Consider the following 26,079-nt stretch of genomic DNA (forward strand, 5'->3'; position numbering starts at 1 on the left):
TCATACTTGAGAGGTGAAACAATGTTTATTTCTGTCACTAGACTTCATCTGAGGGGTAAAAGAATGTTACCTATCTTCTTTTTTTATACAAATAAATCAACAAGACAAGTAAAAAAAGCTGAAGGGTTGCTGCATTCTTCATTGCATAAAGAAGGATGGGATACTTTTTGGACATTAACTGTTTGGGAAAACGAAGGTGCTATGAAAAACTATAGAAATGCAGGAAGTCATCTAAAAGCCATGAAAATCTCAAGGAAAATTGCAGACGAATTAGAAAAGGTGAATTGGGAAAATGATAGCATTCCAGCTTGGGAGGAATGTATAGAGCGACTTCATCACCATTATGGCAGGTTTTGAATGAATACAAATGTGAAGTGAGCTTTTAAAAAGGGTGATTATAATGAAGATCATCGACATTGATAAAAGATGGGTAGGTAATTTCCTGAGGATATTATTGCAATGAAAAACGAAGCCTGAAATACCTTTGTATGCAGAGAGTGGTATTCCTGTAAGAGATGAAATCTTATTAGCGAAATCATTTTGAATTTTTTTAATAAAGGATGAAAAGTAAATTAGAGAAAACGTTTTTAATTGAAAAACCTATAAGAGGTGATTAAGTGTTTCCAGAATTAGCAACTGATAGATTAATTTTAAGAGAAATTACAGAAGCGGACGCTGAAGGAATATTTGCTTGTTTTTCTAATGACGATGTCACACGGTATTATGGGCAGGAATCGTTAGTGAGTATAGAGCAAGCAAAAAATATAGTAAACTTCTTTGCAAATAATTACAAAGAAAAAAGGGGGATTAGGTGGGGGATACAAATAAAGGGCACTGATGGAATCATTGGGACAATCGGCTTTAATGCTTGGCTACCTAAATACAAAAGGGCCGAAATAGGTTTTGAAATTAATCCAGCTTATTGGCACCAAGGGTATGCATCAGAGGCCATTAGAAAAATTATTACCTATGGATTCGATTCACTTGATCTAACTAGAATAGGCGCAGTTGTATTCCTTGAAAATGATGCCTCTAATAATCTATTAACAAAGCTTGGGTTTCAAAAAGAAGGCGTTTTAAGAAATAATATATATCAGAATGGTAGACCTTATGATACATATGTTTACTCGATGATAAAATGAGTAGACTCATCTCAACTAATGTACCAGAACAAGTTAAATATTAGCTCTGGTACATTTTGTTTGTGTGGTAGACTTGCTAATAAGTAATAATGTTACTCTAAGTTAAACCGTGTGAATGCATAAGTACAATCCGCCATCCATCGGGGTCTTCAATAGTAATTCCTTTTTCCTGCCAATACGGGTTTTCTGGTTCAACCTCATGATACCCCATTAAGTCCAGCTTCGTTTTTATTTCTGTAATTTCATTAATATTAGGTATATAAAAGACGAGCAAATTATCCTTCGTTGGGGCAGGACATGGACTTCCATCAACATGCTTAGTAAATTCTAAATGGTATTCTACTTCAGGTAAGCCAAACATCACACCATCATACCCGTCATGATTTTGAAAGCTTCCTATTCTTGTTAAACCTAAGCCTTCTTCATAAAATGTAATGACTTCTTCAAAGTTGTCCGTAGGTCTTGCTATTCTAAACTGAACACAATTTCTCATGTGAATTTCCCCATTTCATATATTAGTCTTGCTTATAGACTAGTATATCTAGGTAAATCCAATTTATCATTCCTCAAAAGGAGTAATAATTTTTCATACTTTGGTTGTACACTGACTATTTTGACTACTAACATTCGCTAGGTGGCAGTTTCAAAGAAATCACCTTAAAGTATGCAATGAGGGAGGAAGCTTATTTTAATGAAAAATCTCCAGAACTAGTTCTTACAATCAGCTCATGCTCTCCACTACCGATAGTTCCCACCACCGCATTACGTTTATTTTTTTCATATGTGAGCCCCTGTAGCTTTATATTTGTTTCACCAGAGGAGCCTTTAAAATCAACTTTTAGTGATTCAGGCTGATCTTCAGTTATAATTGATACATCACCGCTATTGGAGTCTACAGTCGTTTTCCCATTTAGCTTTTCTGTGAGTATTTTAATATCGCCTGAAGATGTTTTGGCGTTTGTAAGCTTAGATGATAGGTGTTGTGCTCTAATATCTCCGCTTGACGAATTTATATTAAGTGTATTTGATTTCGTATTCATCATGTCAATATCGCCACTAGACGTTTCAATAGAAAATGTATGATTTACTAAAATTCTTTTTGCATTAATATCTCCGGAATGTGATTTCAATGTAACTGTACTAGCTGATATATCTTCAATATCTAAGTCTGCTGACGATGTGTCAATAACAATTGAATCAAAATGTTTTTTAGGAGCAGTTATTTTTAAAATAGACAGATCAATGATTATACCAATATGAGATGTTTTTTTTGATCGTAATGAAATATTTAATTGTTTATCATTAATCTCTGTATCAAGTATGAAATTATCTGCTAATTTGCTGTTTACGTGTCCTGTTAGCTCTACTGTGATCTCATTGTCACGTGAACATATGAACCTTACGTTATTAGAACAAGAATTTATTTTTATTTGACTTACTTCGTCACTTAAAAATGATTTTTTCTCAGACAATTCAATCATGTCATCTTTTATTTTCTTATCAATGGTCGAAACTGATGCTTTAACAAAACTCTTCCACAGAACTGATGCTCCATATGAAATTTTATTCATGAACTCACTCCTCGAATAAATGGTTTTAATATATTGAAAATTAAGAATATTGCAATTGGTAAACATTCTGACCATTATTATGGTGTAGATCTATGCAAGGGTATATATTTATGGTATTTATAGCAATTATAACAATTATAACAAATTTAACTAATAATGGGCATTTCTAAATGGTGTGTCAAGTATAGAAACTCATCTGATACATGTATAATAATGATATTTGGTTATTGTCCGCACGTTGTCCTTTACTTTCCAACAAAGTTCTATTACAGTCGAAAAACGTGTCTTAAAGTCCGAAACTGATGTAATACTGTCAGATAAGCGTGATGTACAGTTCGAAACCGATGCTATACTGTCAGAAAAATATGTTTTACTATCCGAAACCGATGTAATACAGTCTAAAACCAGGTTTTACTGTCCAAAATCGGAGTTATACTGTCGAAAAAACGTGTTTTACTGTCCGAAACCGATGTTATACTGTCAGAAAACCGTGATGTACTGTTCGACTATCACCTTTATAGGAAATATACTTCAATTAAGATATCAAACAGCTGATTAAAAAATTTCATTTCTTAGTAGGGGGAGTTTCTAATGAGTGACCACATTAACTATAAAATTTGGACTGTTTGTATGATACAAGATGGGAACAAGGTGTTACTATTAGATAGGCAGCATGATAGCTTAAAAGGATTTATACCTCCCGGTGGAAAGGTTGAATTTCCTGAGAGTATAGTTGATAGTGCTTTAAGGGAAGTCAAGGAGGAAACTGGCCTTGTTGTACATAACCTTGAGTTCAAAGGTTTATATGAATATGTTAATGTGGATAAAAAAGATAGATATATGATATTTAATTATTTTACGAATGATTTCTCAGGTGAATTACTACAAGAATCTCGGGAAGGTCGTCCTGTTTGGGTAGATATACAGGAAGCATACAATCTTCCTATGCAAGACTCAATAAGGAGAAGGTTTCCTCTGTACTTTGAAGAGGGTACGTTTGAAATACAAGTAGAATGGGATAATGAAAGTGATAAAGAGGGTATTGTTAGTATTAAAAAAACGTAAAACCTTTCAGAGTAATTCAAGGAGTGCACAATAAAATGCTAAAGCGTAAATATGCAGATCGTTCAAATTGGAAGCGAGTTGTGAAAAGGCGGTATTCCCAAGCTTATCTTCATTCTAGTGACTTTAAAGGACACATATCTTTACTAACAATTAATAAAGTTACTGAGCCATTAACTGTGAGTTATGAAACACAAAATGTCTGTATTGTTGATGATGGCTATTCATGGCTTCAACAATTCCCTATAAATAAACATCATTCAGTTACTACTATGTTTAATGAAAAAGGTGAAGTTGTTCAATGGTATATAGATATTTGTAACGAAAATGGTGTAGAAAATAATATACCTTATATGGATGATTTATTTTTAGATTTAATTGTATTACCATCTGGAGCAATTTTCCAGCAAGATGCTGATGAATTAGAAGATGCGCGATTAAAAGGAATAATAGATGAAACTTTATACGATAAGGCTTGGGAAGAAGCAAACCTAATCCATCAACAACTTGAAGAAGGCTCTTTCAAGCTACTTCATTTATCAATAGCCCATAAACATATGCTTAAAAATTGTGATGAAGGGTGCACTTAACTAATAGATTCGATGATAAAAAAGGAAGGAAGGCTAATTATGTGGGTAAAAGAAGTTGACATTTCGCCTCCATACGATTTTAATAGAGTGTTGGGACGTTTATCACTAGATCCATTAAATCAAGTTGATGTAGAGGCAAAAATGGTAAATGTACCACTTTATATTGATAATGAACGAACTATCGCTACGGTGAGAAATATTGGTACTATCAACCATCCAAGCTTTATAATAAGTGGTGAACAAAGTACGCTTCAAGATGAAGTAATGAGGAGATTAAATCACTTATTTCAGTGGAATGTTCCTCTTCAAAAAATAGCAGATCACTTTAAACAAACTAATTTAAATAAGTTATTTGAGGAACACCGTGGAACACCTCTTGTTCTTGATTTTAATTTATACGGCTGTTTAATGAAATGTATTATTCATCAGCAGTTAAATTTAAAATTTGCATTTACGCTAACTGAGCGTTTTGTGAAAACATTTGGAAGTGAAGTAGATGGTGTTTGGTTTTACCCATTACCGGAACAAATTGCTGAACTTTCATATGACATGCTGAGAGAATTACAATTTAGTCAGCGTAAAGCTGAATATGTTATAGATACATCGAGATTAATTTCTGAGGGAAAGCTAAACTTAGATGAACTAATCAACATGTCGGACGAAGATGTCATTTCATCTCTTGTGAAAATCCGTGGGATCGGTCCGTGGACAGCACAAAATGTATTATTATTTGGATTAGGTAGGAAAAATCTCTTTCCAAAAGCAGATATAGGTATTCAAAATGCACTAAAAAAATATTTTTCACTGGATGATAAGCCCACTAAAGACGAAATGGATGAACTTAGTGAGAAGTGGGCTCCATACTTAAGCTATGCTTCATTGTATTTATGGCGTAGTATTGAAAATTCTTAGGAGTTGTGACAATGAAACAGAAACGACAAAATCGCTCAAGGCAACAAAATCGAAATAGACAGCAAAAACAAGATACATCAATTACCCTTACAAAGGGTCAGCAATTCCCGTTAACGATTAAACGACTTGGCATTAATGGTGAAGGTGTAGGGTATTTCAAAAAACAAGTTGTTTTCGTACCAGGAGCCTTACCTGGAGAAGAAATCTTAGCGGAAGCATCGGTTATTCATTCTAAATATGCAGAAGCTATTATTAGAAGAATTCGCATTAAATCACCACACCGTGTTAAGGCACCATGTCCTTTATATGTTAAATGTGGTGGTTGTCAATTAATGCATCTTGACTATAATGAGCAGTTAAAACAAAAACGTGATATCGTAGTACAGGCATTTGAACGTTATGGAAAAGTACCTGTTGAAAAGATTCAAATAAAAGAAACCATCGGTATGGAAGACCCGTGGAATTACAGAAACAAAAGCCAATTCCAACTAGGTATGCAAAAGCAAAATGTCATTGCCGGGTTATATGGCTTGAACTCACATCAACTTGTGAGCATCAATAACTGTATGATCCAGCATGAAGCAACGACCAAAGTGACAAATGTCATTAAACGCATATTACAAGACATGCAAATACCAATTTACAATGAAAAATCACGCTCAGGAGATATTAGAACAATTGTAACCAGGGTTGGTTTTAAAACAGAGGAAGTACAGGTTGTGCTTGTAACGAGAACGGATAAGCTACCTCGCAAAGAGCAGCTAATCAAAGAAATTACAAACCGTTTGCCAGAAGTAAAGTCCATTATGCAAAACATTAACGGTCAAAAAACGTCGCTCATTTTCGGAGAAAAAACAGTTCATATACATGGTAATGAAGTCATACAAGAAACACTCGGTGACTTATCATTTGAGTTATCGGCGAGAACGTTCTTCCAGCTAAACCCTATCCAAACGGTAAAGCTATATGAAGAAGTGAAAAAAGCAGCCGCATTATCTGGTAAAGAAAAAATTGTTGATGCATACTGTGGTGTAGGAACGATTGGTCTATGGTTGGCTGAGGGTGCAGCAGAAATTCGTGGTATGGATGTCATTGCGGAATCTATTGAAGACGCAAATAAAAATGCTAAAAAACACGGCTACAAAAACGCCACTTACGTCCAAGGAAAAGCCGAAGAACTGCTACCGAAATGGGTCAAAGAAGGCTGGAAGCCAGACACAATTGTTGTCGATCCACCAAGGTCAGGCTGTGACGATGCGTTATTACAAACAATTCAAAAGGTTAAACCGAAAAAAGTGATCTATGTTTCTTGTAACCCATCAACACTAGCTAAAGATATTGAAAAGCTAAATAGACTATATAAAATAAAATATATTCAACCAGTTGACATGTTCCCACATACGGGGCATGTAGAGGCAGTCGCCGTCTTGGAGTTGAATAAATAGTAAAAGTAAGAAGGTATCAAAAATTAAAAGCAGCTTGCAAAAGCTGCTTTTAATTTTATCATAATATTCCAAAGCTCACATTGTTTCACTAATCAAGTCGTAAACTATCTATTATTTTGGAGCAGTGAGTGTCGGTATATATATCAGCTCCACCTAGTTTATCAATCCATTTTGGAACGGTCGCGTCATTACAAGATTTGATCATCTCATCATAATAAACATCCATGAGGTGCCAAGGGTTCTCAAAGCCGACATTTTGCCCAATTGCATTAAGATCAGTCGTTTTCAGAGCATTTTCTGCATTTTTCTGTACATCATTCATGTAGTCAATTTGAGTTTGTACATCCTCACGTGTACCTAAGCGCGTAACGTGACCAGCAACTAATGTGTCAAAGTCATATTCCATTATTTTAGCGTGAGCTTCTATGTACCCTGGGATGTCTTCAGAAAGAGCTAAATAACGAAAAGGTACCCAACCTGGAAAAATGATATCCACAGCCATTAGAACTTTTTGATCTGGTGCATAAATAAATATGTTACCTCTTTGGTGATTATCCCCCATATAATCTAATAGAAGTTCCTTGTTACCAAGTTTTAACTTCTTCTGACTACCTTTAAATGGTTTTGTAGGGATTGGACGGTTAGGATCTTGGCGTTTCTCTAATATTTTTGCTGTTTCTTCATGCGCAAAAATCTCAACATCATCAGGAAACAAAGATGCAGCACCAATATGATCTTTGTGTGCATGAGTATAGATGAGATATTTTATCGGTTCATCTGTTACTTCTTTGATCGCATTTAAATACTTCTCTCCTAGTGACTGTGGTGCATCCACCGCTATTACACCTTTGCCAGTAGTGAAGAACATCGTCGTGAAAATGCCATCCATTACTGCATAAATTCCATCTCCTATTTCTTCGACTAAATATCCTTTATCCATGGGAATGGCTGGTCCTTTTGCATTTTCAGGAAGTGGCGCTACTCGGCTGTCTTCTTCTAATTCATTACTACTATTTGTTTGAATTATCATGTCATTTCTTTCAGTTTCCTGCTCGTATCCCATAACACTTTGAGCATGATATGTTGCTTGTAATAGTGTAAGTGCCATAATACAAACTACAATCAATTTTTTTGAAATCCGTCGTTTTTGCGACAAGTTTTACACCCTTTCTTTGCATTGAATTAGGTACGTGAAAAAGACTAATTTCACTGTCTTTATTATGCGAATTTATTTTTTTATTATGCTCAAGATGTTCGAGTCAAACGAACAAAAAAGTAATCATTTTGTTTAGTTAGGAACACCTTATATAACTATAGACAATATATGTTCACGAGGTTCTCATGATGGAGACTTTTAAACGATTAGTTGAAATGAAGTCACATATGTTCAAAAAGGAGAATGGTCCATTACAAGTGAAAATGCTGATACTTCAACATACTGATACATCCAATAGCTAAATAATGGACTATTGAAGAGCTTACATTCAGGCAATTGAAATGATAGATTTTTCATAAATACGAGTGTATTGAGTTTTTGATTTCTGTAAAACAAGCACATGGAAGGATTTAAAGGGCTAGAGAAGCTATTTGATAAAGAAACCTTACTTTGAAATAAAAGGCTCTTTGCGAAAACTTTATTGTTATTTATGCAAAATTACGCTAGTAAAAAGAAGCCTTATAAGATTATCATCATGATAGAAGAAGAGATGCTACGAAACTATAGTTATATCCGTGTTTATTATTAGTATGAAATACAACAATCAATTCGAAAACAGTTATACAAAGTCCTTTTAGTTGATTACTTATCATAATCTTTTTTCCTTTGAAACTCCTAAATATTAAATGGACAACTCCACATAGAATACACATGAATATGAGATAATATTTCATAAGATGCCCAATTGGCTTATGTATTAGGGGAGAGTGATGATCATGCCTACAATTCTTGTCGTTGAAGATGACAATGATATTCGCGAACTAATTAGCGAATTTTTATTATCACAGCAGTATCATGTGAAATTGGCAAGTGACGGCCTTGAAGGGTTTACAATGTTTCAACAATATGAAGAAATAGACCTTATTATTATGGATATTATGATGCCGAATATGGATGGATTTCAATTTTGTCAACTTATAAGACAACAGTCTGAAGTTCCGATAATTATGCTTACTGCGTTAGAAGATGATGTTGAGCAAATTAAAGGTTTTGAGTTAGGCATTGACGATTATATTACAAAACCCTTTTCTTTTAACATTCTTATTAAGAGAGTAGAAGCCATACTAAGAAGAAATAAACGACCAAAGAATAAATCAAGCACACAGCTTACATATGAAAACTTAATTCTTGATTTACAATCCTTCCAAGCTTATGAAGAAAACGGTTTGGTGAACCTCACGAAGAAGGAATTTGAATTGCTTCAGCTGTTGATGGAAAATAAAGGAAGGGTGATTACGAGAGAAATGATGATTGATAAACTATGGGGATATGATTTTTATGCAGATACAAGAGTCATTGATACTCATATTAAGAATCTCCGAAAAAAAATAAACGGTGACTACATTAAAACAGTCGTGGGATTAGGATATAAGATAAATGAGTAAATTTCTTAGTCAAATGAAACATAGAGGTATTGTTTTCAAAATTTTTGTTATAACAACGCTATTACTATTAAGTGCTTCTTTAATGATTTACTTTTCAATTTATTTTTTCCTTCCAGGATATTATAAGGATTATAAATTGAATCGATTAGAAATAGCAATGTCCGATTTAATTAAAGAGACTGAAGGTAAGTCTTTACCAGAGTTCTTTGAAGCCTCACAACAATATCAGGATGAAAATAATGCAATGGTATACTTAATAGATACGAAAAGTGATTATGGTTTGGTTACAGCTCCAAAAGATTATCTTAGGCAAGAGTTATTAGAAACAAATGAATTAGAGAAGTCAATTTCTTTAAAAGAAAGAGATTATATTATTAAAATTTCTCAAACCTTGCAGCCCGTTGATGAAGCTCAAAGTGCTATATTAAGGTTTTTTCCTTATGTAATCATTGTCATTTTTCTCATTTCGATTTTAGGAGCTATGTTTTATGCAAGAATTTTATCCAAGCCTTTACTAGAGCTTAACTCAGTAGGGAAAAAAATGGCGAAACTAGATTTCTCAACTAAAAGTGAGTATAAAGCAGAGGATGAAATTGGTGAACTAGCAGAAACCTTAAATAATATGTCATCTAGGTTACAAAGGACAATAGATGATCTTCATATTGCAAATGAATTATTAACAAAAGACATCGAACATGTAAAAAGTATTGAAGCAGAAAGAAAAGATCTATTTGCGGCAATTTCACATGAATTAAAAACCCCGATCACGATCGTAAAAGGTCAACTAGAAGGGATGCTTCATCGTATAGGAATATATAAAGATCGCGATAGTTACTTGAAACGAAGCTTGAACGTGATGGAGGACCTTGAGGGTCTCGTTAAAGAAATTTTGAATCTTTCTAAAATCGAAAATGTAGGGTTTAATCCATCTTTAACTGACGTGAATATATCTAGAACTATACAGGATATTGTTTATTCTTTTTCCTATTTTTCATCTGACAAAAAATTAAATGTAAGTCTAGAAATTGATCCTGATATAATCGTTCAAACAGATAAAAACCTCTTAGAAAAAGGGTTAAGAAATGTTATTCATAATGCGATGATGTATTCTCCTAATGAAGCAGAAATTCAAATTTCTTGTCAGAAGGAAGATACAAATATTAACGTATTTGTATTCAATTCAGGTGTGTTCATTGAAGAAGACCACTTAAAATCAATCTTTGAGCCATTTAATAGATTGGAAAAGTCAAGGAATCGAAATTCTGGTGGTACAGGTATTGGATTGTATCTTGTAAAACGTGTTTTTAATATTATTCATGTACAATATGAAATGAAAAATGTGAAGAATGGTGTTTTATTTACGATTAATATTCCAGTATAACTAAATATGTACTGTGGTTTAGTAAGTGGTATAAGAAGCATTTCTAACTATAATATCCATAGGAGAAATCTTGGTTCATTGCTCCTATGGATATTTGTATATTAAATCAACTTGGTTACTTTAATTTTCTTCAATAGGCTCTCCTGTTTCTGGATCAACTTGGATAAGTTTATATTCATCTTCAATAGGGCCTAATTCATCATTTAAAAGATTCATGAGTTTTTCTGGAACATCATCTTTAGACATTTGCATTCCTCCTTCTACCTCCACCCACAATCGTTCAACAATTTCTGAAGGCTTTGTTAATAATTCGTCTGTTTCAGCGTCAAAGATTTCACCTGTACTGATATCTGTTTTAAGCGTTTTTAACTTGTGCAAATATTCTTTTGTTTCAGGGTCTTGTACAAAGTGGAGTCCTGTTTTGTCGTCTTCATAAACTTCTAAAAGTTGATAGTTATGCTCATCTAAAGAATTAGTAGTCTCTATTTCATCCCATAGATCTTGAGGAATATCTTTAATAGCTATTTGGGTTCCCCCTTCGAACTCAGTACCATATTGTAATAATTTTTCTTCTGTTGTTAAGTTTTCATCTTCAGTTAAATATACTCCTGAAGCTCCTAATCCTGTAGTTAATAGACCACTTGCAATTGCTAAAGATAAAAATTTCATATTAGTATTCTCTCCTTTTGAAAATTTTTCTTACAAGTGTATTACAACATTTTAATATGAATTTCATGTGTAATTCATGTGTGGGTTAAGTGTGCATTCTATTGAGAACTGTACAAAGTTTATCGAAGTTTTATTATGACTGGTATAAAGGTATGTAGCTTATCGATTTATCCGACTCTTACTGAAAGACTCGAGCTAAAAAGATGAGTCTAAAACCTTTCAAACTATCGAGTAAACACTTTTTTCTTCCATGCACATACAATAATTTGAACAAGTTTAATACGTGATGCGAGGAATTGCATTATAGTTACGATCAGGTTTATAAATCAGCATGAAGAAGTGACTGATTGAAGAGTCGATAAAAAAATCATTATTTTGAAAATTTTTTTGGACTAACGATTACATTTTTTTCATTGGGATTGTGAACTTTTATTATTAGCTTTCCTCATAGTAGGAGTTAAGGAACTATGGTTGATTTCTTTATTGACTCAATATGCACGATTCATCATTAGGAAGTAGGTACTGACAAATGACAAGAAAGTAGGTATTGTGTTGAATAATAGTTACGAAGATGTCTTTACTGAGGCAGAGCAATTATTAAAAAATAATCAAGACCACGACGCCGAAGAAAAATATTTACTATTGTACGATAAAGAGCATAAAGAGCTTTCACCCATAGCTTCCTTTCGTTTAGGTGAAATTTATAATAGAAAAAAACTGGTGAAGGAATCGTCACAATTTCACACAAATGCTTTTCTACAAGACCCCTTGTTAGCTAATAAGCTAATACCAGAAACTCATCCTATGTATCATTTCAACTATCATTCTTTCAAAGAACCAGAACATAAGGTAACAGCCTGTCCATTATGTTCGTTACAAGGTGAACTTCATTCATGTTATAACTCCGTGACAAATGTAGACTTTGTGCAAGGGTTCAACCCTGTGAGGATATGGATGCAGTGTAGACCTTGTAACCATATTTTTGCTCATAATTATCCAAGTGAACTTAACAAGATTTTAACAAATTCATCTCCAGAATTGTATTTCCAAAAAAGGGTTGAAACTTTACCTATTATAGGAGATATCTATAGTAACATAAAGCGTTTTTCAAAAGGGAGCAAGTTGTTAGATATAGGAACAGGGGCTGGTGAAATGGCTGCTGTCGCTAAAGAGTTTCTTTATAGCATTACTGGAGTAGAAATACGTCCTGTATATGCTAAACATGTTAGTGATACGTTAGAAATACCTATCGTTAAAACAGATATTATGCATTATGAAACTAACGAATTATACGATGTGATCATCTTAGGAGATGTTATCGAGCACACACCTGAGCCATTGAAGGTGTTAAAGAAAGTCCGCACTCTGTTGAAAAAAGATGGAATACTATGGATTTCAACACCCAATTTTGAAAGTGGCTATACAGCAATCATGAAGGATAAAGATGCCATGTGGAGAGTTTGCGAACATGTAAATTATTTTTCATATACGTCATTGTTAAAAGCTTTAGAAATAAGCGGTTTTGTATGTATGGAGTACTCTGCTTCAAAAAGGTTTTATGGATCGATGGAGCTTATCGTAGCGAAACAATGAATCGTCAAACGCAGAAATAAATGATGCTTTAATACATTGCTTTATACGAGAGTTTATAGGGGGTTTTGCCTTAAGAGTTCGTGGCATTCTGTCTTTTGTAAAGCGATGATAAACATATATTTATTGTAATATTGGAACATAGTTTTTGAAAAGACCATATAGGAAGGAGTTAATTTAATAGTTTTGATGTAGAAGGCTGGCTATCGAATAGAATGTCTACATTTTTTTTGGCAAGCTGTAGTAGTTAGTCCAAGCAAAAATGAAAAATAGTCATAAATATAAATATAACTTGTAAAAGCAAATGGAGGTGAAAGTTATGCATGATAAGGACAAAGATTGTAAGTGTAGAGTCGTTCCTTCACCGCCATCTGGCCCACAAGGTCCAATGGGGAAACCTGGTCCACAAGGTCCACAAGGTCCAATGGGAAATATGGGTCCACAAGGACCAACGGGAAATACTGGCCCGCCAGGTAGCGCATTAGGTGTTTGTTCAATTTTTGATTCTGCCGTTGGTTCTATGTCTGCTATCCAGGATCAACCTATTATTATGCCTAGTATGGGACCATGTTTTGGAGGCTTTGATACGACAACTACGCCAAATACAATCATACTTCCAGCTGCTGGAGGGGCAATATATGAAATCACATATGGTATGGTTTGTAGTCTACAAGAAAATTCAAGTATAAATCTTCAAGTAAACGTAGGTGGCTCCCCATTAAATGAATCACTTACCTTCGAAAATAATCAAGGTACTCATTCTGTATCAAAAACTATTTTTATATCTAATGATGTTCCAAATCAACCAGTTAATGTTGTGCCAAGTCAAGTTACGGGTAGTGTAACATATAGGTCACCAGATTTAGCGATAACAAGGTACACTTAAATTTAACTACTTGCCAAGAATTTTATTTTATAAGCTTGACTTAATATATATTCGAGACATAATAACATATTTAATAATGATGGGTTATATACAGAAAAAAGTAACTTCAATAAGTAATGTAATGCTTATTTTAAAGTTGCTTTTTTGTTTGTTTTTTTAGGTTCGTTTGCCTCAAGCAAGCTTGATTTTGAGGAGAAATTATGTGTTTTTTTATAATTTACGTATTTTATGAACTTGCTAGTCATATAGATCGGCAACTTTTCATTACAGATCCTTGCATTTTTATATTGTCTAATTTGAAAATGTTAACTGAATTAATTAAATGTTTATGTATTAGCGTTTCAAACTGTATGTATAGGATAAAAATAAATACCCTCACTTCTAGACCTGTTTTTGCGTTGTAACACCTTCTACCATAAATCATAAAATATTAGCAACAATGAGCTCTAAACGGAGGTGAAAGCATGCAAATTAGCCTTTGTATGATTGTAAAGAATGAAGAAGAAGTATTAGATAATTGTTTATCTTCTATAGCCGAATTAATGGATGAAATTATTATTGTTGATACTGGATCATCGGATAGAACGAAGGGAATAGCAATGAAATATACTGATAAAATTTATGACTTTGAATGGGTAGATGACTTCTCAAAGGCTCGAAATTACTCCTTTTCAAAAGCTACGAAAGATTATATTATGTGGCTTGATGCAGATGATATTGTACCAAATGAAAGTCAGCATAAAATCGCTGAAATAAAGAAAAACCTGTTTGATCTTAACCCTGATGCGATCATGATGCCTTATCAATATAGCTTTGACTCAGAGGGAAGACCTATCTTAACAATCTATCGTAATCGGATAGTGAAGAAGGAATGTAATTTTAAATGGCATGGATATGTTCATGAGGAAATTAAAGTATCGGGTAAAGTATTCAAAGCAAATATTATTATTCAGCACAAAAAAGTCCGAACAAAATCAGATCGCAACATAAAAATATATGAAAAAGTCATTGCAGAAAAGAAAACGTTAACTCCGAGGGATGTGCTTCATTATGCAAATGAATGCTTAGATCATCAACAATTTGATAAAGCCATTGAATTATTCGACACCTTTTTGGCCACAGAAGATCAGGCTAAAGATTTTCGTAACTATGCATGTTGGAAGCTTGCGGATACTTATATTAGTCTAAAAGATTATGAAAAAGCAATTGAGTATTGTTTAACATCTTTTACAATTGATTCTCCGAGAGCAGAAATGTGTTGTAGATTAGCATATTGTTTTCAAATAAAAAACGAAATAACTCAGGCAATAAGCTGGTATAAAATAGCTACTAATCTTGATATCCCAGAATTAGAGGACCGTGTAACAATCTTTCAGGAACCATGTTACACATGGCTTCCTCACCTTGAATTGTGCAGCTGCTATATTCATTTAAAGGACTATCAAAATGCGAAATTGCATAATGACTTAGCAGCAAAATATATACCTGACAGTTCTGTAGTAAAGGAGTATAATCAGTTTTTTCATGAAATAACTAATCAGAATAATTGAATATTTGTTAATGAATACAGATGTTCACTGAATTTGCCTGTTTACGCAATGATTCATTAGCAATAAATACGTACACACTGTATAGTTTTGTGACACTTTTTCTTCTATAAAATGATAATATCCGCTAATATCTCATTATTTTCATTTGTCATTTAGTATGGCTATTTTCGCATTAATTGTTGTTTTTCGTATTAATAGGCAAATAAGTACACAACTAGAGTTCGTGACACCTTTTCTTCTCAAAAGACTAAAAAAATTATTTAATACACATTAATTATTCAAATGTAAATAACAAAAGCAACAAAGTGTATGAAAAGTTACTTTAGAAGGGATACTTCTTAAATCCTATCACGTAGTGTTTCGTTTTCTGTAACGTAAGATATTAAGCCTCTAACAATTAGCCGGCATCAGTTAATTGTTAGAGGCTTCTTAATCGTTTGATTATCCTTTGAATAGTTTTTATTTAGAGCCAACAATATAATCATCCCTATGATACAAGTGGTACCTAGCCATTGAAAAAATCCAAAGGGCTCTTTTAACCAAAATACCGTAGTTAATACAGCAGCTAATGGTTCTAAACTACTTATAAGGCTTGTTTCTTTAGGTGAGAGACTTTGTAAGCTTTCGATATAAAACCAAAATGCAATCATTGTTCCGAATACGATGACAAATATGAGATAAAAGAAGCTTAGTGCATTAATGCTTGAATAATCTATTTGCCAAGGTGGATGAACAAAGCTTAAAGCGATTCCACCTATAATCATAGCCCAGCCAACGATGACAAGGGAATCGTATTGTTTCAGCAAAGGAACGGCATATAAAGTATAAAATGCTAATGCTACGCCAGATAACACACCCCAAACTATCCCAATGGTTGGAACTGACAATTGTGAAAAGGATCCGTTAGTTAATAAGAAAAAACATCCGATTAAAGAGAGAGACACAGTTAATAGATCTCGCTTCGTTAATATAGTTTGTTTACGTATTATTAAGTAAACGATAATAAACACTGGTGCTAAATATTGTAACAGTGTTGCAACAGCAGCGTTTCCATGTTTGATGGATGCCATGTAAGTGTATTGCACTGCAAGCATCCCGCATAAGCCAAAGATAATGAGTTGTATAGCTACCTTCCCATTCTTCCATACCCCGAGTATTTGAGTGCGGTCTTTTCGAACAAATTGTATTGATATGAGTAATAAGCCGGCGATAAGTAATCGTGTTGTTACTAACCAGTTGACATCGATGGCGTATTGTTGAAAGAGTTTTTGTGCAACTGTACCACCAACTCCCCAAAATAGAGCTCCCATCATAACGAGAAGTAATCCAGTTCTTCTTGTGGGTCTTTTCATCATGTAACCTCCATATAAAATATAATAATAGTGCTATAATAAGTGAAAGTAATTAGAATTTATACATAAATATCACTATAAAATATAAGTATATTGAGGTGGTTGTGTGCAAATAAAGAATTTTAAAGTGGACCAACAAAGCTTAAAAGAGCAAACGAAGCACCAAACAGTTGCACTACCTATTGCATGTTACGAAACTGAGATTAAGCAAAATATACATGGATATATTCCACTTCATTGGCATGATGAAGTTCAATTTGTATTCATTAAAAAAGGGGAAGCAATATTTCAAATAAATGAAGATAGGATAGTTGTTCAAGAAGGTCATGGGTTATTTATCAATAGTGGTTGCTTGCATATGGCTGAAGATAAGGATCAATCTGGATGTGTTTATATTTGTTTGAATGTTGCTCCACACTTTTTATTATCACAAGAATTATATTCAACCTATGTTACTCCGTATATTCAAGCTACGAATCTACCTTATTTGTATGTAGACACAAATGAAAATTGGGGGGAAAACATACTAGATGCAATTGGAGAAATTAAGCAGTTAATTGAGCACCAATTAGCATGTTTTGAAATTGATATCACTATGCAACTAGCGAATATTTGGAAAAGCTTAATTGTTAATAGATTTAACCTTGAATATGTTCAAACAGAAGTGGTAAAAAATGAGCGAATGAAAAAAATGTTGAGCTGGATTCATCTCCACTATGAGCGGAAAATTACGTTAGCAGCTATTGCAAAAGCAGGCGAATTGAGTCGATCTGAATGTTGTAGATATTTTAGACGGATGTTAAATACTACGCCGTTAGGTTATGTGATGGATTATCGAATCCAGCAAAGCCTAGTCTTATTGCAACAAGAGGATATAAATGTTACTGAAGTTGCATACCAAGTAGGTTTTAATAGTACAAGTTATTTTATTGATAAATTCCGCAAGTCGATCAATATGACTCCTTTAGCATATAAAAAGAATAAAATAGTTCCTTGATTATGAGAGGTAAGTGCTAGTTAAGAAGTTAGAACTTAAGGACATACTTTTTTACTAGAATGCAAGTCAAAAGAAATAAGAGGGGGAAAAAATAGTAATATTTTGTAAGTATTGAAAAAAATCCAAAAAAAATAATACAATAGTACTAATTTATAAAATGAAAACACAGAAAACTCATAAAATTAATATTTTTGAACTATTTATAAATTTAAAAATACTATTGTATAATAGCGATTACAGTCGACAATTTTCTTAATTCATCATGTGGGAAATTGGAAAAAAAGGTAAAAGAGAGGGGAATGCATATGAAAAAGAAGCTAGTTTCAGCTGTTTCAGCAACAGCACTAACACTGTCTTTATTGACACCTTCATTTAGTGGGGCTCAAGTGAGTGCAGCTTCGAAAGATTGGAATGCTGAGAGATATGGTGATGTTTTAGATATCGGAGCGAAGCTAAGAGCACAAGCTGAGGACGAAGGATTTTTACAAAAGGCAAGAGAAGAAATTGCTGCTCAAGTTGATAACATTAATTTAAACGGTGAGGAAGTAGATGCAGAAAATTCATCTGAAGGTACTTTTTCATTTGATGGCGGTACTAAATATTTCCTGAACCAAGATTTACAATTGAAAACATTCACTCTCCGTAGTGTCGGTGAAAATGTAGAAGTATGGGTTGCAGATGATCTTTCTTTTCCAGAGGGAGACCCAAGACCAGCTCACGTAGTCACTCAGGAACAAGTTGATAAATTACGAGATGAATTTGATAATAATATTTATCCAGTAGAAACAGAGTTTTTCGGACAATCAGACTTTTTAACTGGAGAGCACGCTGAATTACCAGCAATTCTTGATTTACCAGAAGACTATTATCTATCTGAAGAAGGTAAAAACATCATGTTAGTGGATAATATCGTTGATGAAAACTTCAATGATCCAGACTATCCATTTTTTACTGCAGGGTTTTATTATTCTCTATTTGAAACATACATTGATCGTAATATTATAACAATTGATACGTTAGATTGGGAAAATAGATTAGATGGTTTCCTAGGAACGGTTGCGCATGAATATCAACATTTAATTCATGATGATAATGATAGTGATGAAGAGAACTGGATAAATGAGGGTATGTCTGATTATGCAGAGTACTTAACTGGTTATGGACACCCGATGGGTCATGTTAATTACTTCTTAGATCATCCAGAAAATTCACTTGTAGAGTGGGATGAGTTCCTAGCAGCTGGAATGGCTCCAGAAACGTTAGCAGATTACGGCCAAGCGTATTTACTACAGCTTTACTTAAGTGAACAATTTGGAAAAGAGTTTATTCAAGAGTTAATCAAAGACGAAGATAATGGTATAGAAAGCGTAAACAACCAATTGTCAGCATTTAATACAGGTATTGATTTCCCTGAACTATTTAGTAGATTTAACACAGCACTAGTTATTGATAGTTCTAAACCAGGAAATGGAATTTATGAGTTTGAAAGTATTGATCTACAGGTAAATTTTGAATCTGCAGCTGATTTTGAGAAGGATGGTGTTCCAGCTTGGGGAGGGAACTTCAAAGTTATTGAATTAGATGATAAAATTCGTACAATTAACTTTGATGGAATTGATTTCCTTCCAATCCCTTGGGAATTAGCTCAAGATCCACTAGGATCAGGTAATGAAGTATTGTGGGCAAGCGAAGGCGATGAAGTAGATAATTTTATCGTTTTAGAAGCTGACCTTAGTAATGTAAACGAGGCAACGTTGCAATTTGATAATTATATCGATATTGAGGAACAATGGGACTTTGGGATTGTACAAGTTTCAACTGATGGTGGCGAAAATTGGACAAGCCTAGCAAATGAAAATACTCGTTCGGATATCGTACCAGAAGGTTATCCAAAGATTAAAGAGAACCTTCCAGGGTTTACTGGACATTATGATGATTGGCAAAAAGAAACATTTGATCTTTCTGATTATACTGGTCAAGAGATTTTAGTTGGTTTCCGTTATATGACTGACTGGGGATTCAATGATTCAGGTTGGTTCATTGATAATATCGAAATACCAGAAATCGGCTATGTTCATGATGGAAATTCTTTAGATGGCTTACGATCAATTAATGAAGTAAAAGGACAATATGTTGAATATGCTGTAACGTTCATTAATGAAAGAGCCGTTGGCAAGAATGGCAAAAATAAAAAGTATAAAGTTGTCAATGTAGAACCATTTAATGTAACTGACGAAGATGCTCTAGAATTACGTCAATTATTTAAAAACGGTAAAAACTATATGATCGTCTGGTATGCACCACCTGTTGGTACAAAAGGTTTCGTTGATTTCACATACGAAATTATTACGAAAAGTGATTCAAAAAAAGACAAGAACGGTAACTAAAGTTTGTACCATGTAAATAAAAGAACTAAGCTCAACGCTTAGTTCTTTTTGTTTTTATCAAGATTATGTTCCTCTATACATACCAACAAAAGTGTATAGGATATTCTTACCTTTACAACTATATCAACTATAATTTTATAAAGCGTTTAACATAAATCGAACAAAAACAGGTAAGAAACAAGGAGAGATAAAAGAAAAGAAATACTTAGGGTAACTGGAATATGTCGATCTTGACAAAAAGTCAATTGAGTTTGGACAGAGTTGAAAGTTCGTAAAACAAAGGTTGAAAGAAAGTGAGTAGCATAAGCGCTACATATAAATCCATAAAATAGGGATGATTAATATTAGAAACGAAATAGCATTTGTTTCAAACCCAATGCCTCTATCCCTTTTTTTTAATATGTAAGACTTGAGATTTTGGAGAGATTTTGTAGCTTTCTTTATAATAAAGTGTGTTTATTTTACAACTCTTGCCGATTTCTACAATATTCCCTTCAACAACATCGATTTCTGCATGTGAAAGATTAATATTTTCACCTTTAATAAACTCGCTTACTAGTTTTTTTTTCTTAACTAAGGGGATAGTTTTTCTATCCCGTTCCACAATAATTTCTTTAGCAATTAACTTATTTATATGACTATTGGCTGATAATTTGATATGAAATTGCTTTGCAAATAACTCTTTTGCAAACACGACTCCGTTACATTTCATTTGGTCTGTTTGAAGTATTTGATCAATTGTAACACTGCCTGAACTTACAATCTTTTGTGCTTTTCCATTCGTAATATGTAAATTGCCCATATTCTCTATTTCAGCTATTTCAACATTCCCTTTTATTACACAAGAACCCGCATTTTTTAAGAGATCAGCAACAACTTTTGAGTGAAAGGAGCTAGATCCATGTGATGATATTACTTTAACGTTTACATCATGAGGAATAGTAACAGAACCGCGAATGTTTAACTTTTCTAGTTGGGCGTCTATGTCTTTCAATTTGCCACTCGTAACAGTAAGTTTCTTATCCTTCTGTTCCTTTTTCATAGTTCACACCACCAATAATTTAGTTAATATATATTGTGGAAATATTTATGTAACTGTAGATTTTATTTTAACATAGGGTACTCATTCTATCGATCGTTCTATAAATTTGTGATAATTTAATAAGGCTCTTTTCGTAAACTTTGTTGTTATTTTTTCTAAAAATGGACAGTAAGATAAGTTTTATAAGATTATTAATTATTATAGTAGAAAAGGTGCCACGAAACCTAGATGTATACGTGCTTAAATCTTAGAACGTAAAGCAACAATAAATGCGAAAACACCCTTTAGAAAAGACCCAAGTCATAAAGTATTGGTAAGTTTTTCACTTTCTTCACATTAATAGTGGAATGGACGACTTTCATGATCATTTATAGGAGGAAATCATGCATATTAGAAACTATAGTTCAAAGGACGAAACAGGCTGGGTAAGGTGTAGAGTATTATCATTTTTGGACACAGCTTACTTTGATAATGTAATAAGAGAAAAAGAAACTTACAACAACCCTGCAATTGAACTTGTGGCAGTAGAACAAGGTCAAATTGTTGGATTAATAGACAATGAGTACGAATTGGTGGAAAGGACAGTATGTTCAAGAGGAGAAGGTTTAGGAGGAATGATTTGGCATATAGCTGTTCATCCTGATTTTCGTAGGAACGGTATCGGTAATTTACTATTATGTGAGGCAGAAAAGATAGCCATAGAAAAAGGCTTAAATCGATTAGAAGCATGGACTAGGGATGATCCTTGGGTGCATAAATGGTACAAAAAAAAATCAGTTTATAAATGTAGAGTCCTATTTGCATGTGTATATTGATGGTAGCCTAGGAATGAAAGATACAATAGCAGCTAAAGTGTCAGCATTACATCCTGATCAAGCTTTTGCCTATTATAATGGTGAAGATAAAGATAATATAAAAACAAAGTACAAAAGAGTTCATGAATGTACTTGCTTTGAAAAAAGCCTTATCAATCATATATAATTGTTATAAATTTGCAAATACCGTATTACATAATAAAGGAGAACAGGTGATAACAATGAACGGTCAACAAAGGACAAACATTAAACGAGGGCTTGAAGTAGAGATTGTGTTAAAAAAAGATCAAATGACTGGAACACTAACCAGAGGTATTGTAAAAGACATTCTAACGAACTCACCTCATCACCCCCATGGTATTAAAGTAAGGTTAATTGATGGTCAAGTTGGAAGGGTGCAGAGAATCTTATAAATAGAAACTGTTTTCAACTAATGTTTGTGGTAGTAGTTGTTCAGCTTAGTAACAACGGAATATCCATAAACCCTCGTCTAGTTTAGTAATAATAGCAATAATTTATTAAGTTGATTGGACGATACTCCTATACTATTGCAATTTCAACTATTGTTTATAAATCCTGTTTATAAACAATTCCTTCTTCAAGGTATATCTTTAATAGGGTAAGTGCTTCTCCCCAACCTGTTGCACACCCTATACATGCCTTGAGGTCTTTATCCGATCTAGTATAACCAGTTTCGGTGAGGTCAATTAATGTACCTTCTTTATATGGCTCTAGCTTAAAAGTAACTGTAGTATGTTTTGTTCCTGGTGACCATTGAAAAACAAATTTTTTATTAGGGATACTCTCAATTATTTTCCCACCATCTTCAAGGTTTGCATTTTCAATTCCGAAATTACTCCATTTGAACCGAATATCACCCGTACCTTCCGCATTCATATGTAAAGATGTTTGGTCTGTAAACCATGCATTCCAGCCATCTGCAGAAGTAATCGTTTTATATACTATTTCTTTTGGAACTTTAATATATGTTTTATGGTGAATTGTTAACACTGTTCAAGCACTCCCTTCTGTTATGAATCTATAGTATTACATTAACATAAATTGTTAATAAGTTATTCATTTCTTGTGAATCATTACAGTTTTCTCTTTGTTTGTAACAAAAATGAAAGTGTATTGAAATCTACTTTGCTTATAATTTTGGTAGAATACAGTAACAGCGGTCAGTTTTGGCTTTATGGCTTAGCAATAAATACATCGGAGGAATGTCATGACTGTAGAACAACAATTAATTAATAAGTCTTATTACGAGACTTTTATGGGAGATTATCAATCAAGTTATCCTATTCGTGTGCTTGGTGAGCTTTTTGTTAACGAGCAGCAACGTGAACAGCCTGAGTTATCTTTTATTAGGTACGCTCAAGGGGAGGTTTACTACTTAAGTAATGATTACGAAGCAGCCATTTTTAAATGGGAAAAGGTTGAAAATGAGCTTAAACCTTGGGCTCAGAAAAATATTGCAGATGCATACCTTGAACTACAGATGTATGCTGAGGCTGAGCATGTTTATTCTTCAATTATAACAACCTCTAATACACTTACTTCAGAAATTTCTTTAAAGTTACATACTCTTTACATTGAACAAGGAAATACACAGTTAGCGAATAAAGCTATTAGAGATGCTGTTGCATTTAATCCAGATTATACGAATGTAACGAAGTTAGCTCAAAATTATTTTGAGGAACAAGAAGATTATTTTAGCATGATTGAGCTTGTAAAAAATGAAGCAGTACGATTAGGATCAATCGAGTGGTATAACACTTTAATGATATATATAGATGAAGGTTGGGCAAAATCAATAAACCCCGATCTTTTTAAAGAACCTTTGCTTATTTTGTACCAAATTGATTTATCTCATTTTGAGTCAATGGTCCAATCACTTTGGATGAGCTATAAAGACGAGGAATACTATTTTGGTTGGATTACAGTGATAAATGAGATATTAGTTGGAGAGGATGATGAAGACAACAAACTTCGTAAGTGGGAGAAGTTAAGTGAACTATATAAGAAATCATATATAGATTTTCTTCATGGACCATATTCAATTAAAGAGTTAGCAACAATTGTCCCTATCTATTTACACGTATGGAAACATATTACACCTGATAATAAAGCGATGTTTGTATCTGCAGCGATCTTATCTTGGAATGAGGTTTTTAATGGTGACATCCCTATTGATATTGTTCGACAATGCGAACAACACGTTTTAACAGATCATCTGTATGAGAACGGGCTTGAGGATAGTCTAACATTATTTGATGACATCTTAACTTGGTCAAACCAACACGCGTTACATGTAGGTAATCGTTTGAAGTGGATTGTAAACGAACTAACAACTTTACAAACACAACGTGTGCTAATTGCAAGTGCATTTGAAAATGGGAAAGCAACTTTTATCAATTCCTTGGTTGGCGATCATGTTTTAGCAGAGAATCGATCTACACCATTTGTCGTATTTAACAATGGAGAGAAGAAGGAAATCAAAGAGGTTTTGGATTCGGATGTTAAAGAAATTTCAAGTTTAAGTGAATTTCATCAAACGCTTTCTTTTGGTTCGATTGACACGAATACAATGTTTGATTTTAAGCTACCATCTACATTTCTACAACAACATCAAATAACAATGATGAATACGCCAGGTTTCTTAAGTCATAACCAAATGTTGTTTAAATATTTATCACTTGCAGATTCATTAATTTTTGTTCTTGATAGTAGCAATATTTTGACAGAAAAAGAGGTGGAATTGTTAATTAAGCTACAAGAAATGAATCCGTCTTTACCTGTGCATTTTGTTTCAATGACAGTAGAAAGAGATTATTATAAAGATATACATGAAGAAACGATAGCTGATACTAAGGCTATGATTCACAAGTATTTCCCGAATGCTCGAATTTTCTCATATACGAAACATGAAATGAACAAATCGAACTTTAATGAATTAGCGAATGCGGTGAAATCAGGTTTAACTAATAAAAAACTCATTCATGAACGTACGAAAAAGATTCTCTATTATATTCGAGAAACGATTACTTATATTTTGCAAAAACGCATTGAGAATGAACAAGCGTTAACGAATGAAATACAATCACAAGAAGAAATGGTATTGAAGCTAAATGGGGCAATTAACCAATTAAGTGATATAGAGAAAGAAAAAGTACAAGTGATTATAAATATGTTCAGATCGCGGAAAGAAGAGTATAGATCGGAATTGGAAGACAATATTCCAAGAATATTAAAAGAATGTTCAAATATGATTAGTGAGCGTAGTGATTTAGGAACGATCCATCATCAAATTAATGAAGAAATGAACATGAGAATACAACAATATATTGAACAAACGATTTTACCTAAATTACGCGATTCTATTGAACAATGGGTTGAAATCTCGGGAGAAGTACTACGAGATAGTCAGGAATTTTTAACTGAAATGAGCGTTGAATTTAACAAGATATATGAAGAAGAAAAAGTGAAATTAGAATGCGACTTCAAAATATTAGATGATTGGCGAAGAGATGCTAATAGATTGGCAGTAAAAACACATTTTACAAAACAGAATATCTTTTTGAGGCGAACTCCTTCTCAGATGATGCTGAAGAGTGCTGGAAAGTTGTTTGGAATGCTGCAGCCAAATAATGAAATGATATATAATAAATACAAAAGTTTTGTTGAAAATGAGGATTACGTTGATGTAACAGATGCCTTTACAAATCAATTGCTAGAAAGGTTCAATTGGTTTGAACAATCATTAGCAGAGGATATATCCTCTTTCTTTACACAACCGCATCAAGTGTTAGATGATAGTTTACAAGAGATGAAACAAGAAATTGACCAAAATTCTGAAACGTTAATGAATATGAGATCAAATCCGCATTTAGTAGATGACCCTGTATCGTTATTTACTTTAAGACATAAACTACAGGAACAGTTAATAAAAAACAAATAAAATGATTGATGGGTGCTACTTATCGTTATTTAGATTTATACTGAGATGAGACTTAAGTGTTGTTGTCAGGCCGTTTTTGTAATATAGCTGCTATTATTACTAAATTAGAACTGAAAACTGAGACTA

At 33.3% G+C, this 26,079-nt stretch carries 22 protein-coding genes and 1 pseudogene; 16 read left to right on the top strand and 7 right to left on the bottom strand.

All coding sequences use genetic code 11. From position 1 onward, the window contains the following. The first annotated feature begins 21 nt into the window (after window positions 1-21). Window positions 22-357 (top strand): antibiotic biosynthesis monooxygenase, encoded by a 336-nt coding sequence (locus tag SLH52_RS09495; RefSeq protein ID WP_320209019.1) that lies wholly within the window; start codon window positions 22-24, stop codon window positions 355-357. A gap of 260 nt (window positions 358-617) precedes the next feature. Next, window positions 618-1,142, top strand: coding sequence for a GNAT family protein (locus SLH52_RS09500; protein ID WP_320209020.1), 525 nt, complete (start codon window positions 618-620; stop codon window positions 1,140-1,142). Window positions 1,143-1,239: 97 nt separating this feature from the next. On the opposite strand, the gene SLH52_RS09505 is transcribed toward SLH52_RS09500, so the two are convergent. Next, a complete protein-coding gene (locus SLH52_RS09505) occupies window positions 1,240-1,635 on the bottom strand; it encodes a VOC family protein (protein WP_320209021.1) in 396 nt (131 codons plus the stop codon). A gap of 190 nt (window positions 1,636-1,825) precedes the next feature. Beyond that, window positions 1,826-2,713 (bottom strand): DUF4097 family beta strand repeat-containing protein, encoded by an 888-nt coding sequence (locus SLH52_RS09510; protein ID WP_320209022.1) that lies wholly within the window; start codon window positions 2,711-2,713, stop codon window positions 1,826-1,828. Between the two features lie 591 nt (window positions 2,714-3,304). Between SLH52_RS09510 and SLH52_RS09515 the strand changes: the two genes are divergently transcribed. From SLH52_RS09515 to rlmD, 4 genes are read left to right on the top strand one after another with little or no spacing between them, the layout of a single operon-like run. Continuing rightward, a complete protein-coding gene (locus tag SLH52_RS09515) occupies window positions 3,305-3,778 on the top strand; it encodes an 8-oxo-dGTP diphosphatase (protein WP_320209023.1) in 474 nt (157 codons plus the stop codon). 35 nt (window positions 3,779-3,813) lie between these two features. Continuing rightward, window positions 3,814-4,365: a DUF402 domain-containing protein gene (locus SLH52_RS09520; protein WP_320209024.1), complete on the top strand. Its 552-nt coding sequence runs from the start codon at window positions 3,814-3,816 to the stop codon at window positions 4,363-4,365. Window positions 4,366-4,404: 39 nt separating this feature from the next. Continuing rightward, window positions 4,405-5,277 (top strand): DNA-3-methyladenine glycosylase, encoded by an 873-nt coding sequence (locus tag SLH52_RS09525; protein WP_320209025.1) that lies wholly within the window; start codon window positions 4,405-4,407, stop codon window positions 5,275-5,277. An 11-nt stretch (window positions 5,278-5,288) separates the two neighbouring features. Then, window positions 5,289-6,722 (top strand): 23S rRNA (uracil(1939)-C(5))-methyltransferase RlmD, encoded by a 1,434-nt coding sequence (gene rlmD, locus SLH52_RS09530; RefSeq protein ID WP_320209026.1) that lies wholly within the window; start codon window positions 5,289-5,291, stop codon window positions 6,720-6,722. 88 nt (window positions 6,723-6,810) lie between these two features. Here the strand turns inward: rlmD and SLH52_RS09535 are convergent, their stop codons facing one another. After that, a complete protein-coding gene (locus SLH52_RS09535; RefSeq protein WP_320209027.1) occupies window positions 6,811-7,878 on the bottom strand; it encodes an MBL fold metallo-hydrolase in 1,068 nt (355 codons plus the stop codon). A 770-nt stretch (window positions 7,879-8,648) separates the two neighbouring features. On the opposite strand from SLH52_RS09535, the gene SLH52_RS09540 reads away from it, so the two are divergent. Continuing rightward, window positions 8,649-9,323: a response regulator transcription factor gene (locus SLH52_RS09540; protein ID WP_320209028.1), complete on the top strand. Its 675-nt coding sequence runs from the start codon at window positions 8,649-8,651 to the stop codon at window positions 9,321-9,323. After that, window positions 9,316-10,704, top strand: a complete 1,389-nt coding sequence (locus tag SLH52_RS09545) for a HAMP domain-containing sensor histidine kinase (RefSeq protein WP_320209029.1) — start codon at window positions 9,316-9,318, stop codon at window positions 10,702-10,704. Before SLH52_RS09540 ends, SLH52_RS09545 begins: the two co-directional genes overlap by 8 nt. 120 nt (window positions 10,705-10,824) lie before the next feature. Here SLH52_RS09545 and SLH52_RS09550 read toward each other — a convergent pair whose 3' ends face one another. After that, complete coding sequence (locus SLH52_RS09550) at window positions 10,825-11,373, bottom strand: hypothetical protein (protein WP_320209030.1); 549 nt, start codon at window positions 11,371-11,373, stop codon at window positions 10,825-10,827. 552 nt (window positions 11,374-11,925) lie between these two features. Here SLH52_RS09550 and SLH52_RS09555 point away from each other — a divergent pair. The 3 genes from SLH52_RS09555 to SLH52_RS09565 all read left to right on the top strand — a co-directional run bounded on the left by SLH52_RS09555 (window position 11,926) and on the right by SLH52_RS09565 (window position 15,399). Then, window positions 11,926-12,966 (top strand): class I SAM-dependent methyltransferase, encoded by a 1,041-nt coding sequence (locus SLH52_RS09555; protein ID WP_320209031.1) that lies wholly within the window; start codon window positions 11,926-11,928, stop codon window positions 12,964-12,966. Window positions 12,967-13,282: 316 nt separating this feature from the next. After that, on the top strand, window positions 13,283-13,849 hold the full coding sequence (locus tag SLH52_RS09560; RefSeq protein WP_320209032.1) for a hypothetical protein: 567 nt from the start codon (window positions 13,283-13,285) through the stop codon (window positions 13,847-13,849). A 464-nt stretch (window positions 13,850-14,313) separates the two neighbouring features. After that, window positions 14,314-15,399: a glycosyltransferase gene (locus SLH52_RS09565; protein WP_320209033.1), complete on the top strand. Its 1,086-nt coding sequence runs from the start codon at window positions 14,314-14,316 to the stop codon at window positions 15,397-15,399. Window positions 15,400-15,806: 407 nt separating this feature from the next. Here SLH52_RS09565 and SLH52_RS09570 read toward each other — a convergent pair whose 3' ends face one another. Next, window positions 15,807-16,751 (bottom strand): EamA family transporter, encoded by a 945-nt coding sequence (locus SLH52_RS09570; protein ID WP_320209034.1) that lies wholly within the window; start codon window positions 16,749-16,751, stop codon window positions 15,807-15,809. A 106-nt stretch (window positions 16,752-16,857) separates the two neighbouring features. Between SLH52_RS09570 and SLH52_RS09575 the strand changes: the two genes are divergently transcribed. Together SLH52_RS09575 and SLH52_RS09580 are read left to right on the top strand one after the other, a co-directional pair. Further along, the gene (locus SLH52_RS09575; RefSeq protein WP_320209035.1) at window positions 16,858-17,748 is read left to right on the top strand and encodes an AraC family transcriptional regulator; all 891 of its coding nucleotides are present in this window, start codon (window positions 16,858-16,860) and stop codon (window positions 17,746-17,748) included. A gap of 305 nt (window positions 17,749-18,053) precedes the next feature. Further along, a complete protein-coding gene (locus tag SLH52_RS09580) occupies window positions 18,054-20,135 on the top strand; it encodes a choice-of-anchor J domain-containing protein (RefSeq protein WP_320209036.1) in 2,082 nt (693 codons plus the stop codon). Between the two features lie 382 nt (window positions 20,136-20,517). Here the strand turns inward: SLH52_RS09580 and SLH52_RS09585 are convergent, their stop codons facing one another. Beyond that, window positions 20,518-21,177: a hypothetical protein gene (locus SLH52_RS09585; RefSeq protein WP_320209037.1), complete on the bottom strand. Its 660-nt coding sequence runs from the start codon at window positions 21,175-21,177 to the stop codon at window positions 20,518-20,520. A 383-nt stretch (window positions 21,178-21,560) separates the two neighbouring features. Here SLH52_RS09585 and SLH52_RS09590 point away from each other — a divergent pair. Beyond that, window positions 21,561-22,158: pseudogene (locus SLH52_RS09590) on the top strand (GNAT family N-acetyltransferase). A gap of 55 nt (window positions 22,159-22,213) precedes the next feature. Next, window positions 22,214-22,405 (top strand): YwbE family protein, encoded by a 192-nt coding sequence (locus SLH52_RS09595; RefSeq protein WP_320209038.1) that lies wholly within the window; start codon window positions 22,214-22,216, stop codon window positions 22,403-22,405. A 154-nt stretch (window positions 22,406-22,559) separates the two neighbouring features. Here SLH52_RS09595 and SLH52_RS09600 read toward each other — a convergent pair whose 3' ends face one another. Then, the gene (locus tag SLH52_RS09600; protein ID WP_320209039.1) at window positions 22,560-23,003 is read right to left on the bottom strand and encodes an SRPBCC domain-containing protein; all 444 of its coding nucleotides are present in this window, start codon (window positions 23,001-23,003) and stop codon (window positions 22,560-22,562) included. A gap of 217 nt (window positions 23,004-23,220) precedes the next feature. On the opposite strand from SLH52_RS09600, the gene SLH52_RS09605 reads away from it, so the two are divergent. Beyond that, window positions 23,221-25,953 (top strand): GTP-binding protein, encoded by a 2,733-nt coding sequence (locus SLH52_RS09605; RefSeq protein WP_320209040.1) that lies wholly within the window; start codon window positions 23,221-23,223, stop codon window positions 25,951-25,953. The last annotated feature ends 126 nt before the right edge of the window (window positions 25,954-26,079 follow it).

It is taken from the genome of Cytobacillus sp. IB215665 (assembly GCF_033963835.1).
Lineage (GTDB): Bacteria > Bacillota > Bacilli > Bacillales > SM2101 > Nanhaiella.

Bases quoted from the DNA above. Each gene is read 5' to 3' on its own strand.
- SLH52_RS09495 (WP_320209019.1), top strand. From the start codon at position 22: ATGTTTATTTCTGTCACTAGACTTCATCTGAGGGGTAAAAGAATGTTA.
- SLH52_RS09505 (WP_320209021.1), bottom strand. From the start codon at position 1,635: ATGAGAAATTGTGTTCAGTTTAGAATAGCAAGACCTACGGACAACTTT.
- SLH52_RS09510 (WP_320209022.1), bottom strand. From the start codon at position 2,713: ATGAATAAAATTTCATATGGAGCATCAGTTCTGTGGAAGAGTTTTGTT.
- SLH52_RS09515 (WP_320209023.1), top strand. From the start codon at position 3,305: ATGAGTGACCACATTAACTATAAAATTTGGACTGTTTGTATGATACAA.
- SLH52_RS09520 (WP_320209024.1), top strand. From the start codon at position 3,814: ATGCTAAAGCGTAAATATGCAGATCGTTCAAATTGGAAGCGAGTTGTG.
- SLH52_RS09525 (WP_320209025.1), top strand. From the start codon at position 4,405: ATGTGGGTAAAAGAAGTTGACATTTCGCCTCCATACGATTTTAATAGA.
- rlmD (WP_320209026.1), top strand. From the start codon at position 5,289: ATGAAACAGAAACGACAAAATCGCTCAAGGCAACAAAATCGAAATAGA.
- SLH52_RS09540 (WP_320209028.1), top strand. From the start codon at position 8,649: ATGATCATGCCTACAATTCTTGTCGTTGAAGATGACAATGATATTCGC.
- SLH52_RS09545 (WP_320209029.1), top strand. From the start codon at position 9,316: ATGAGTAAATTTCTTAGTCAAATGAAACATAGAGGTATTGTTTTCAAA.
- SLH52_RS09550 (WP_320209030.1), bottom strand. From the start codon at position 11,373: ATGAAATTTTTATCTTTAGCAATTGCAAGTGGTCTATTAACTACAGGA.
- SLH52_RS09560 (WP_320209032.1), top strand. From the start codon at position 13,283: ATGCATGATAAGGACAAAGATTGTAAGTGTAGAGTCGTTCCTTCACCG.
- SLH52_RS09565 (WP_320209033.1), top strand. From the start codon at position 14,314: ATGCAAATTAGCCTTTGTATGATTGTAAAGAATGAAGAAGAAGTATTA.
- SLH52_RS09570 (WP_320209034.1), bottom strand. From the start codon at position 16,751: ATGAAAAGACCCACAAGAAGAACTGGATTACTTCTCGTTATGATGGGA.
- SLH52_RS09580 (WP_320209036.1), top strand. From the start codon at position 18,054: ATGAAAAAGAAGCTAGTTTCAGCTGTTTCAGCAACAGCACTAACACTG.
- SLH52_RS09585 (WP_320209037.1), bottom strand. From the start codon at position 21,177: ATGAAAAAGGAACAGAAGGATAAGAAACTTACTGTTACGAGTGGCAAA.
- SLH52_RS09595 (WP_320209038.1), top strand. From the start codon at position 22,214: ATGAACGGTCAACAAAGGACAAACATTAAACGAGGGCTTGAAGTAGAG.
- SLH52_RS09605 (WP_320209040.1), top strand. From the start codon at position 23,221: ATGACTGTAGAACAACAATTAATTAATAAGTCTTATTACGAGACTTTT.